The organism is Pseudoflavonifractor sp. An176 (assembly GCF_002160435.1).
GTDB classification, from domain to species: Bacteria; Bacillota; Clostridia; order Oscillospirales; family Oscillospiraceae; genus Enterenecus; species Enterenecus faecium.
The window spans coordinates 92,228-101,708 of sequence record NZ_NFKO01000006.1; the positions used below are offsets into that span (position 1 = coordinate 92,228).

A 9,481-nucleotide genomic window follows, 5' to 3' on the forward strand; every position below is an offset into this window, starting at 1 on the left:
CCCCCTTTACAGAAAGATGACGCACAGCACCAGAGCCACAGCCATGGCGGCGGCGCCGTACAGGGTGTAGTCGTTGACTACGCCGCTGTGCCAGTTGTGCATGAAGGAGAAGTAGTGTCTCCAGTTGTGCTTGAATCCCCAGAACAGGTCGCTGCCTCCCACCTGGGAGTACACGCTGGCCTCACCGGAGAAGAAGGAGTCGTACTTGGGGTCCGTATCCGTGTCGGCGGCGATCTGGGAGGTGACGGTGGCCTTCTCGTCCCCGCCCAGCAGGGCCACGATGCACACGGCCAGGGTCACGGAGATGAGCAGCAGCAGCCACATCACCGGCTGCCAGGCCCCGGACAGGGAGAAGCCGGAGACCAGGGAAGATTCCACCCCGTGGGCGGCGGCGTACCCGGTGCCCATGGCGGCGTCAATGTACCCGGAGGCATTGGTAGCGGCCTGGGTGGCGGGGGTGAGCAGCCACTGCTGCACCTGGTCGGGGAACAGACCGGGCAGGATGCACAGGGCGGCCAGAATCCACATGGGAATGCGCATCCCCAGGGAGACTTCACGGGTATGTGCAAACTTGGGGTTGAGCTGGCCGAAGAACACGCTCTGAGCCACCTTGATGAAGGAGGCCAGAGTGAGCACACTGGTGATCAGGGCGGCCACGCACACCACCACGAAGAAGAAGTTACCCGTCTCTCCCGCCTTCTGGAAAGTGGCCTGATAGATCATCCACTTGGAGGCAAAGCCGTTGAAGGGGGGCAGGCCGCTGATGGAGGCCGCACCGATGAGGAAGAGGGCGCAGGTGCCGGGCATCTTCTTGGAGAGGCCGCCCAGCTCGTCCAGGTCCAGGCTTCCGGTGGCGTGCTGGACGGCTCCGGCGGTGAGGAACAAAAGACCCTTGAAGATGGTGTGGTTCATGGCGTGGAACAGGCCAGCAGACATGCCAAGAGCGGAGCCCAGGCCGATGACGGTGATCACATACCCCACCTGGGAGATGGAGTGGAAGGCCAGCAGCCGCTTAAAGTTGTGCTGGTTGAAGGCCATGGTGACGCACACAAACATGGAGATGACACCCACCCCGGTGACAAAGTACTGCACGAAGGGCTGGTCCATGTTCTGGTACAGGCAGTAGCACAGGCGGATGATGCCGTACACGCCGCACTTGGTCAGAACGCCCGAGATCATCAGGGAGATGGAGGCGGGGGCCACGGCGTGGGCGTCGGCGGCCAGGGGGTGGAAGGGGAACAGGAAGGCCTTGGAGCCAAAGCCCACAAAGAGGAAGGCGAAGGCGATGAGAATCACCGGGGAGGAGGCAGTGGGCAGCAGAGAGGCAATCTGGGCCAGATTCAGGGTGTGAAGCTGGGAGTAGAGGAGGGCGATGCCAATGAGCACCGAGGTGGAGCCCAGAGAGCCCACCACCAGGTACTTGAAGGCGCCCTCCAGAGCCCCCTCGTAGTGGTTGCGGAAGGCGGTGAGGGCCACGGCGGTGAAGGTCATGATCTCGATCATGACGAACATGTTGAAGAGGTCCCCGGACAGCACCAGGCCCAGCACGGAGCCGGACAGCATCAAAAAGAGGGTGTAGTAGTTGACCAGGGAGTCGTCGTGGCTCATGTAGAAGAAGGAGTAGACGCCGGAGACGAACACGGCCACCACCACAATGAGGGCGAAGAACAGGCTCAGAGCGTCCACTTCCAGGCTGTTGCCGATGGCCCAGCCCTCTACCGGCTCCCAGTTGCCCAGCCAGTAGTTGATGACCTGGCCCTCCAGCAGCACCGGCTGGATGAGGGCGAGGATGAGCACCAGGGAGACCAACATGGCCAGAAACACCACAGTGTTGCGCACCTTGGCGTTGTGCCGTCCCACCAGGGAGGAGATAAAGGCCCCCAAAAACAGGGACATGATGGCCAGGATGGGGAAGTTGTTGATGAAGTTAGAAAAATCGAATGTCATCCTCGTAACCTCCTAATCTGGTCCGACTCCAAAGTGCCGTACTGTTTGTAGAGCATGATGATGAGACTCAGGGTCATGGCGGTGGTACACGCGCCGATGACGATGGAGGTGAGGGTGAGGGCCTGGGGAATGGGGTCCACAAAGAAGGTGTCGCGGGTGAGCTCCGAGATGTTGAAGATGGGAGCGGTGCCGCCGTCATGGAAGCCCACGGAGACGATGAGCAGGTTGACGCCGTAGTCCACCAGGCCCATGCCCACGCAGATCTTGAAGAGGTTCTTTTTCGTCACCATACAGTAGATGCCCAGGGCGATGAGAAAGAAGCAGACCAGGTAATTGGTGAATATCATGCCGCATCCTCCTCCTTTTCCTCGGGAGACTCGTGTTTGTCATCCTCCAGCACGCTGAGCATCATGATCAGGAGGCAGGTAATGCCCGCCATCACGTGGTAGCCCACCGCATCGTTCATCAGGATGCTGGTGTCCACCTGTTGCCCGGCAAAGACGAAGTTGACGCAGAAGTTCAGGCCTGTGAACACACCCACCAGGGCGATGACCACGTACATGATCTCCGCCACCGTCTCACTGGAGTGGAGCATGTGCTCGTTGAAGGAGTGCTTGACGCCCCAGCCGCCGTACCCCAGGTACACCAGCAAAATGGCGCTGGCCACCAGTACGCCGCCCTGGAAGCCGCCGCCGGGGCTGGTGCTGCCGTGGAGCACCACGTAGCAGCCGAAGACGCAGGCCAGGGGAAGGAACAAATCGGAGGCGCACCGGGAGATGGCATGGGTCTTTTTATAGGTCTTCATGGCCCTGGTCCTCCTTTTTCACAGAATGGGCAGCCTTGCGCAGGATCACCAGGGAGCCTGCGATGGCGGCGATGAGAATGAAGCTCTCACCCATGGTATCGTAACCACGGAAGTTGAAGACCACGGAGAAGACCACGTTGTCGGCGGCGGTCTTTTCCAGGTTCTCGTTGACCATAATGGCGGCGGCGCCGTCGGCGTTGGAGTTGTCATAGGAGCTGGGGTCTTCGTACAGCCCCACCAGGTCGGTGTTGGTGCCGTCGTAGGTGGGAGGGCTGCCTGCCATGCGCCACCCGGCCCACACGCCGCAGGCCAGAATGACCACAAGGGTCAGAGCCAAGACCACTTTTTTCGTGCCGCTCATTGCTGCTCCCCCTTTCGTCCGTACACCTTGCGCAGGGCGATGATGTAGAGAATGGTGGACAGCACCGCCCCCACGCTGGCTTCCGCGATGGCCACGTCCGGGGCCTGCAAGAGCACAAACTCCAGGGCCACAAAGGAGCCGGTGGCTGCCAGGGCGATCACCGAGTCGATGACCTTTTTGGCGTTCACCGCCACAATGGCGGAGGCCACAATGCCGCAGAGCACCAGGGTGTTCAGGACAAAAACCAAGGTACCATTCATTGGGGATCATCCTCCTTATAGTCGTCGATGATCGGCTCCGGGTTGGGCTTCACCGAGCGGTAAGCACCCTTGCACAGAGCGTGGTTGGACACCGGGTTGGTGCCCAGCACAAACAGCAGGATGAACACCAGCTTCACCACCACAGAGCCGCTCATGCCGTTGGCCACCACATACACGATGCTGGCCAGGATGACAAAGATGGTGCCCATGGTGGAGATGCAGGTGGAGGCCTGGAGCCGCCCGAACACGTCCGGCATGCGCAGGATGCCCAGGGTGCCGATGAAGGCGAAGAACAGGCCGATGGCCATGAGGACAGCCACCACAATATCAACCGTTTCCATACCTCACAGCCTCCTTTCCAGATAGCGGCCCACAAACACGGTGCTGACAAAGCCCAGCAGGGCCACCACCAGGGCGATGTCCAGGTAGATGGTGCGCCCGGTGTGCAGGGAGTAGAGCACCAGGGCCAGAGCGGTCACCAGGTCCAAGGCGTCCATGGCGCAGATGCGGTCGGCTGCCGTGGGGCCCCGGAATACCCGGTAGAGCAGGAGCAGGTCCAGGATGATGCACACAATGGCGCCAATCAAAAATACCGTCATTTCCAAATCCTCCCGATCCAGCGTTCCATGGTTCCCTTGATGGCGTCCCCGGCCTTGTCCCGGTCGGTCTCCGCCACGTCGATCCAGTGGACGTAGTAGTAGTTGCGCCCCTCCTGGTCCTGGGCGGTCTCCATGGTAATGGTGCCCGGGGTGAGGGTGATGCAGTTGGACACCATGGCGATGCCGTAGTCGCTTTTCAGGTCGGGGGAGCCGGGAATGCGCAGAATGCCCGGCTTGTAGCTGAGCTTGGGGCTCAAAACCAGCTTGGCCATGCTCACGTTGGCCTTGATGATCTCCCAGAAGAAGATGATGACGCAGTAAAACACCAGCAGAATGAGCCGCACCGGGTTGTAGAGGTAGAAGGCCCGGCTGTGGATGAAGAAGCGGCAGGCGAAGGCCGCCACAATCACCGACACGATGCCGCCCAGGATGAGCTCCCGGGGGGCAAAGGACCAGGTGAGGAGCATCCAGAAGAGGAAGCACACAATGGCGGTGGACAGCCAGGCGGTAAAGCGGAAGCCCTTCATGACGGACACCTCCCGATCTGAGCGTCGATTTTCTGGCTCAGCCAGTTCACCAGCTCATGGAGGCCGGAGCCATCCCGGTTGGACAGGCGGAACACCGCCACCTCCGGGTTCTGCTCCCGGGCGGAGTGCTCCACCCGCTGGTCGTCAAAGTCAAAATAGTCCTTCAAGTCGTACTTGTTCATCACCAGTGCCTGGGTGGTGGCGAACATCAGGGGGTATTTCTCCACCTTGTCGTCCCCCTCGGGGATGGAGAGAAGGGCCACCCGGAAGCTCTCGCCGATGTTGAACTCCGCCGGGCACACCAGGTTTCCGATGTTCTCCACGAAGATGACGTCCAGGTTGTCCAGATCGAACTCGGGGAGCATCTTCTCAATGCTCATGGCCTCAATGTGGCAGGCCCCGTCGGTGTCAATCTGGGTGACGGGAATGCCCATGGCGTGGATGGCGTCGGCGTCAATTTGTCCGGCGATGTCCCCTTCGATGACGCCAATGCGGTATTTCTCCCGCAGGGCATTTATGAGGGCTACAATGGTGCTGGTCTTGCCCGCACCGGGGGAGCCCATGACGTTGACCAGGCACACCTGATGTTGGGCCAGCTTTGCCTTCACGGCGTCGCTGACGTCCTCGTTCCAGGCCATGACCTGGTGCATAACTTTGATTTCCATCAGTCAACCTCCAAACTCTCAATATAGAATTCCCGGCCTTGAATCAGCTTTAGGTGGGTGGACCCGCACTGGGGGCAGCGGACATGGCGGCGGTCGATAGGACTATCCTGATTGCAGTCCAGACAGTGGATGACCACCGGAAGGCGCTGGATGTCCAGCACTGCCCCCTGGGCGATGGTGCCCTGGCTGATGACGTCGAAGTAATCCTGGACACACTGGGGAACCACGCCGGAATACTCTCCCAGCTTGATGTGTACCGTTTTCACCTTTGTGGCCCCGTGTTCTTGGGCCACTTGTTCGGCAATGTCCAGAATGCTCTGGGTGATGGCTAGCTCATGCATGGCAGTTTAACGGTCCAGGCAGGAGAAGCAGGGGTCGATGGAGGCCACGATGAGGCCTGCGTCTGCCACGGTGTTCCCCCGCAGCATCACCGGCACCGTGGGGGCATTTTTGAAGGTGGGCACATGGAGGCTCACCCGGTGGTTGGTGAGGCCGCCGTCGGTGACTACCTTGTACACCAGATGGCCACGGGGCGCCTCGTGGCGGGCGATGAACTCCCCGGCGGGCACTTTGGGAATCTTATTGCCCAGGTTGATGGGCCCTTCGGGCAGATTGTCCACCGCCTGGCGGATGATCTTGATGCTCTCGTAGATCTCCAGCACCCGGATCACTACCCGGGCGTACACGTCACCGGACTCCTGGACGGGGACGGTGAAGTCGAAATCCTCGTAAGAAGAGTAGGGGGCGTCCCGGCGCACGTCCATGTCCACCCCGGATGCCCGGGCGTGGGGACCCACCGCGCCCAGCCGGATGGCGTCCTCTCGGGTGAGAATGCCCACGCCCTTGGTGCGCATGGCCAGGGTCTTGTCGTGGGTGAGCCAGTGGGTGATGGGGCCCATGCGCTTTTCCAGGTCGTCCATGGCGGCCATCAGGTCCCGGCGCTGGTCGTCGGTGAAATCCCGGCGGGCGCCGCCGATGATGTTCATGCCATAGTTGACCCGGTTGCCTGTCAGGGCTTCCAGCACGTCCATGGTGCCCTCCCGGTCGTTCCAGCACTGCATGAACAGGGAGTCGTGGCCCACAATATGGCAGGCGATGCCCAGCCACAGAAGGTGGGAGTGGATGCGCTCCAGCTCCTCGATGATGACCCGGATGTATTGGCCCCGCTTGGGCACTTCCATCCCGGCGATGTGCTCAATGCACAGCGCGTAGGTCAGGGAGTGGGAGTGGGAACAGATGCCGCACACGCGCTCCACCAGCACCAGGGTCTGGATAAAGTTGCGCTCCTGGGCCAGCCGCTCAATGCCCCGGTGGTTGTAGCCCACAAAGACCTCGGCGTCGGTGATGCGCTCGCCGTCCACGGTGAGACGGGCGTGAATGGGCTCCTCCAGAGCGGGATGGTAGGGGCCGATGGGAATGGTATAACTCATAATGACCTCCCGGACTTGGCAGCTGGGCTGCCGCAGAATAATGGCTGTAAGATGCAAAAAAGGCCCGCACGTCTCCGAAAATTCCCAGAAACTGCCCACAGGAATTTCAACCAGATGTCTCTAACATATGGAAAATCCTGTGGCGCACTTTGTGAGTTTCGGCAAAACGTACAGGCCCACCACATCAGGTCTTGATGAAAATTATAAATCCGTCCTGCGTGGTTGTCAAGAATGTAACAAAAAAACCTCTGAAACTGTGTGGAATTTTACATATCGGATAAGGGGGGCTGGCGGTAGCGCAGTTCCCAGAAAGCGACAGCACTGGCGGCGGCCACGTTGAGGGAGTCCACGTCGTGGGACATGGGGATGCACACGGCCTCGTTGCACCCGTCGATGGTGGTCCGGGCCAAGCCGTCCCCCTCAGTACCCAGCAGCAGGGCCAGCTTTTCGGCTTGGTGCAGACCGGGGTCTTCAATGGAGTGGGCGTCGGGGGTGAGGGCCAGGGCGACGGTGCGAAAGCCCAGGGTGTGGAGCTGCTCCAGCCCACCCTCCGGCCACTGGGGGATGCGGGTCCAGGGAATTTGAAATACCGTGCCCATGCTCACCCGCACCGAGCGGCGGTACAGGGGGTCGCAGCAGTTGGGGGTGACCAGCACCGCATCCATGTGCATGGCGGCGGCCGAGCGGAAGATGGCCCCCACGTTGGTGGGGTCTGCAATGCCCTCCAGCACCGCCACCCGGTGGGCGTTGCGGCACAGCTGCTCCACCGTGGGGAGGAGGGGACGTCGCATGGCGCACAGCACTCCTCGGGTGAGGGGGAATCCGGTGAGCTGGGCCAACAGGTCCGAAGGCCCGGTGTATACCGGAATCCCGGGGCACCGCTCCAGAAGGGGCTGGGCCTGTCCGGTGATGTGCTTTTCCTCCATGAGAAAGGAGAGGGGCTCATAGCCCCCATTCAACGCCCGCTCAATGACCTTGGGGCTCTCGGCGATGAAGATGCCCTTCTCCGGCTCCCGGCGGTTTCTCAGCTGGGCCTCGGTGAGGCGGGCGAAGGCGTCCAGCCCCGGGTGGTCCAGGGTGTCCACATAGATGATATTTGCCATGTCAATTCCTCCTAAGAGAAAGGCCAGGTGCATGCACACCTGGCCTAAATCAGTATTTGTTAATAGGAAGGGGCGTCAGAGGCCTCAGCGTTGGGGTCCTCAATGATCTTGCCGTCCCGCACCTGCTGCATCAGGTCCTTGGCCATTTCCACGGTGGATTCATCGGGGATGGTGACGTAGGCCTTCTGGCTGGGGATGGAGTAGGTGTACTCGCTGGAGCCAGTGCCGGAGACGTAGTAGGTGACGATGTTCCAGTCGCCGCCGTTGGCCAGCTGATCCCGCACCAGAGCGGTGATGAGGTCGGTGGGGATGGAGGTCTTGAAGCAGTCATCCACCGCATCCATCAGGGAAGTGAAGTTGGTGAGCATGGCAGGGGACATGGCCTTCTTAGCCACGGCCTGGATGACCTGCATCTGGTTGATGCCGCGCTGATAGTCGCCGTTGACAAAGGCGTAGCGCTCACGGACGTAGTACAGAGCTTCGTAGCCGTCCAGCTTGTTGATGCCCTGGGTGTAGTGGATGGTGGTGGGAGCGATGGTGGAGTAGAAGTCGTGCTCGGAATCCACCTCAATGCCGCCCAGGGCATCGATGATGGTCTCAAATCCGGTGAAGTTTACCCGGAAGTAGTAGTCGATGTCGATGCCGTAGTACTGGGCCAGGGTGTCCTTGCTCTCGTCCACACCGTAGAGTCCGGCGTGGGTGAGCTTGTCGGGGTAGTCGTAGGAGCTGCTGCGGGCCAGGGGAATATAGAAGTCGCGGGGAGTGTTGAGCAGCAGCACCTGGCGGGTCTCGGTGTTGACGGTGGCGATGATGTTCACGTCGCTGCGGCCGGTGGCCATGATGTTGCTGTCCCGGGAGTCGCTGCCGCTGATGTACACGGAGAACACAGAGTCCGCCTTGGAGATGGAGGTCTTGTCGTTGTTGTTCTCCGTCTCCACCACCACGTGGAAGGACTTGACTTCCCGCAGCCCGTCCATGGCGTTCTCATAGCCCTCCAGGTCCTCCAGCACACTCATGTGGCCCTGGTCGGTGAGAATGGCATCCACCTCGCCCTCAGCCAGAGCGTCCACCAGCTCGGTGGCGCTGGCGTAGGCCTTGGTGGAAAGGGTGGTCTTGTATTCCTGGTCCAGCTGCTGGATGGCGGCCTTGGTGTTGGCCTCCGTCATGGACAGGGTGCCGAAGGTCTCGTCCAGCAGGTCCTCCATGTTCCGGTCATCGTCGGAGCGGACATAGACGGTCATCAGAGAGGTCTCATCTTCTTCGGCGGTGATGTTGTTCAGGGTGTCCATGCCGATGTTGATGTAGCGAATGCCCACGGCGAAGATCAGGCAGAAGATCATGGCCAGCACCGAGCCGATGGCCAGCCGCACCGGCTTGGAACGGGTCAGACTCAGCCACCACACCACGATCACGGGAACGGCTACCACTGCGCACAGCAGCCCGATGCGCAAAGCGTCCAGCATCTGGGTGGAGATGGCGGTGTAGACAAAATATCCGCCTAATACGGTAAAGGCAATCAGGGCGAGTTTGTTGAGAAAAAAGTCAAAACCAAGGCGTCCAGACTTCTTGTTTGGATATTTTCCCATAATATGTTCCTTCCTTTGACACCGCTTCCAGAGGGGCGGGCGTCAGGGTGATGTGTGCGGCGACCCTGCCGCAGCGGATAACTTCCGACATTATAGTACAAAAGAAGGAAAATGGCAATGGAAGTATCCGGGAATTTCCACCTGTTTTCGATTTTTGTGGGAAATTACAGACGGCCCGGCGCGTCAAGCGGCGGGGCG

The 9,481-nt window shown here is 60.5% G+C and carries 14 protein-coding genes; all 14 read right to left on the reverse strand.

What is annotated here, in order from left to right:
* Window positions 1–6: 6 nt before the first annotated feature.
* A complete protein-coding gene (locus tag B5F12_RS05225; protein WP_087231357.1) occupies window positions 7–1,947 on the reverse strand; it encodes a proton-conducting transporter membrane subunit in 1,941 nt (646 codons plus the stop codon).
* Window positions 1,944–2,294 carry an NADH-quinone oxidoreductase subunit K gene (locus B5F12_RS05230; RefSeq protein WP_087231360.1) on the reverse strand — a complete coding sequence of 117 codons (351 nt, stop codon included), beginning with the start codon at window positions 2,292–2,294 and terminating at the stop codon, window positions 1,944–1,946. Before B5F12_RS05230 ends, B5F12_RS05225 begins: the two co-directional genes overlap by 4 nt.
* A complete protein-coding gene (locus tag B5F12_RS05235; protein ID WP_087231362.1) occupies window positions 2,291–2,752 on the reverse strand; it encodes an MnhB domain-containing protein in 462 nt (153 codons plus the stop codon). The genes B5F12_RS05230 and B5F12_RS05235 overlap by 4 nt, the downstream gene beginning before the upstream one ends.
* Window positions 2,739–3,113, reverse strand: coding sequence for a hypothetical protein (locus tag B5F12_RS05240; RefSeq protein WP_087231365.1), 375 nt, complete (start codon window positions 3,111–3,113; stop codon window positions 2,739–2,741). Before B5F12_RS05240 ends, B5F12_RS05235 begins: the two co-directional genes overlap by 14 nt.
* On the reverse strand, window positions 3,110–3,373 hold the full coding sequence (locus B5F12_RS05245) for a hydrogenase subunit MbhD domain-containing protein (RefSeq protein ID WP_087231368.1): 264 nt from the start codon (window positions 3,371–3,373) through the stop codon (window positions 3,110–3,112). Before B5F12_RS05245 ends, B5F12_RS05240 begins: the two co-directional genes overlap by 4 nt.
* Window positions 3,370–3,714, reverse strand: a complete 345-nt coding sequence (mnhG, locus tag B5F12_RS05250) for a monovalent cation/H(+) antiporter subunit G (protein WP_087231371.1) — start codon at window positions 3,712–3,714, stop codon at window positions 3,370–3,372. Before mnhG ends, B5F12_RS05245 begins: the two co-directional genes overlap by 4 nt.
* A gap of 3 nt (window positions 3,715–3,717) precedes the next feature.
* Complete coding sequence (locus tag B5F12_RS05255; protein WP_087231374.1) at window positions 3,718–3,972, reverse strand: monovalent cation/H+ antiporter complex subunit F; 255 nt, start codon at window positions 3,970–3,972, stop codon at window positions 3,718–3,720.
* Window positions 3,969–4,499 carry a Na+/H+ antiporter subunit E gene (locus B5F12_RS05260; RefSeq protein WP_087231377.1) on the reverse strand — a complete coding sequence of 177 codons (531 nt, stop codon included), beginning with the start codon at window positions 4,497–4,499 and terminating at the stop codon, window positions 3,969–3,971. Before B5F12_RS05260 ends, B5F12_RS05255 begins: the two co-directional genes overlap by 4 nt.
* Window positions 4,496–5,164: a hydrogenase nickel incorporation protein HypB gene (gene hypB, locus B5F12_RS05265; protein ID WP_087231380.1), complete on the reverse strand. Its 669-nt coding sequence runs from the start codon at window positions 5,162–5,164 to the stop codon at window positions 4,496–4,498. The genes B5F12_RS05260 and hypB overlap by 4 nt, the downstream gene beginning before the upstream one ends.
* A complete protein-coding gene (gene hypA / locus B5F12_RS05270) occupies window positions 5,164–5,505 on the reverse strand; it encodes a hydrogenase maturation nickel metallochaperone HypA (protein ID WP_087231383.1) in 342 nt (113 codons plus the stop codon). Before hypA ends, hypB begins: the two co-directional genes overlap by 1 nt.
* Before the next feature lie 6 nt (window positions 5,506–5,511).
* Window positions 5,512–6,594: a nickel-dependent hydrogenase large subunit gene (locus B5F12_RS05275; RefSeq protein ID WP_087231385.1), complete on the reverse strand. Its 1,083-nt coding sequence runs from the start codon at window positions 6,592–6,594 to the stop codon at window positions 5,512–5,514.
* 266 nt (window positions 6,595–6,860) lie between these two features.
* A complete protein-coding gene (locus tag B5F12_RS05280; RefSeq protein WP_087231387.1) occupies window positions 6,861–7,697 on the reverse strand; it encodes an RNA methyltransferase in 837 nt (278 codons plus the stop codon).
* A gap of 59 nt (window positions 7,698–7,756) precedes the next feature.
* A complete protein-coding gene (locus B5F12_RS05285) occupies window positions 7,757–9,283 on the reverse strand; it encodes an LCP family protein (protein WP_087231390.1) in 1,527 nt (508 codons plus the stop codon).
* On the reverse strand, window positions 9,240–9,481 hold a 242-nt coding region (locus tag B5F12_RS12005; RefSeq protein WP_204221479.1), incomplete at its 5' end, for a hypothetical protein. The genes B5F12_RS12005 and B5F12_RS05285, both read right to left, overlap by 44 nt.

Excerpts from the sequence above, each read along its gene's own strand:
- B5F12_RS05225 (WP_087231357.1), bottom strand. The coding sequence starts at position 1,947 with ATGACATTCGATTTTTCTAACTTCATCAACAACTTCCCCATCCTGGCC.
- B5F12_RS05230 (WP_087231360.1), bottom strand. The coding sequence starts at position 2,294 with ATGATATTCACCAATTACCTGGTCTGCTTCTTTCTCATCGCCCTGGGC.
- B5F12_RS05235 (WP_087231362.1), bottom strand. The coding sequence starts at position 2,752 with ATGAAGACCTATAAAAAGACCCATGCCATCTCCCGGTGCGCCTCCGAT.
- B5F12_RS05240 (WP_087231365.1), bottom strand. The coding sequence starts at position 3,113 with ATGAGCGGCACGAAAAAAGTGGTCTTGGCTCTGACCCTTGTGGTCATT.
- B5F12_RS05245 (WP_087231368.1), bottom strand. The coding sequence starts at position 3,373 with ATGAATGGTACCTTGGTTTTTGTCCTGAACACCCTGGTGCTCTGCGGC.
- mnhG (WP_087231371.1), bottom strand. The coding sequence starts at position 3,714 with ATGGAAACGGTTGATATTGTGGTGGCTGTCCTCATGGCCATCGGCCTG.
- B5F12_RS05255 (WP_087231374.1), bottom strand. The coding sequence starts at position 3,972 with ATGACGGTATTTTTGATTGGCGCCATTGTGTGCATCATCCTGGACCTG.
- B5F12_RS05260 (WP_087231377.1), bottom strand. The coding sequence starts at position 4,499 with ATGAAGGGCTTCCGCTTTACCGCCTGGCTGTCCACCGCCATTGTGTGC.
- hypB (WP_087231380.1), bottom strand. The coding sequence starts at position 5,164 with ATGGAAATCAAAGTTATGCACCAGGTCATGGCCTGGAACGAGGACGTC.
- hypA (WP_087231383.1), bottom strand. The coding sequence starts at position 5,505 with ATGCATGAGCTAGCCATCACCCAGAGCATTCTGGACATTGCCGAACAA.
- B5F12_RS05275 (WP_087231385.1), bottom strand. The coding sequence starts at position 6,594 with ATGAGTTATACCATTCCCATCGGCCCCTACCATCCCGCTCTGGAGGAG.
- B5F12_RS05280 (WP_087231387.1), bottom strand. The coding sequence starts at position 7,697 with ATGGCAAATATCATCTATGTGGACACCCTGGACCACCCGGGGCTGGAC.
- B5F12_RS05285 (WP_087231390.1), bottom strand. The coding sequence starts at position 9,283 with ATGGGAAAATATCCAAACAAGAAGTCTGGACGCCTTGGTTTTGACTTT.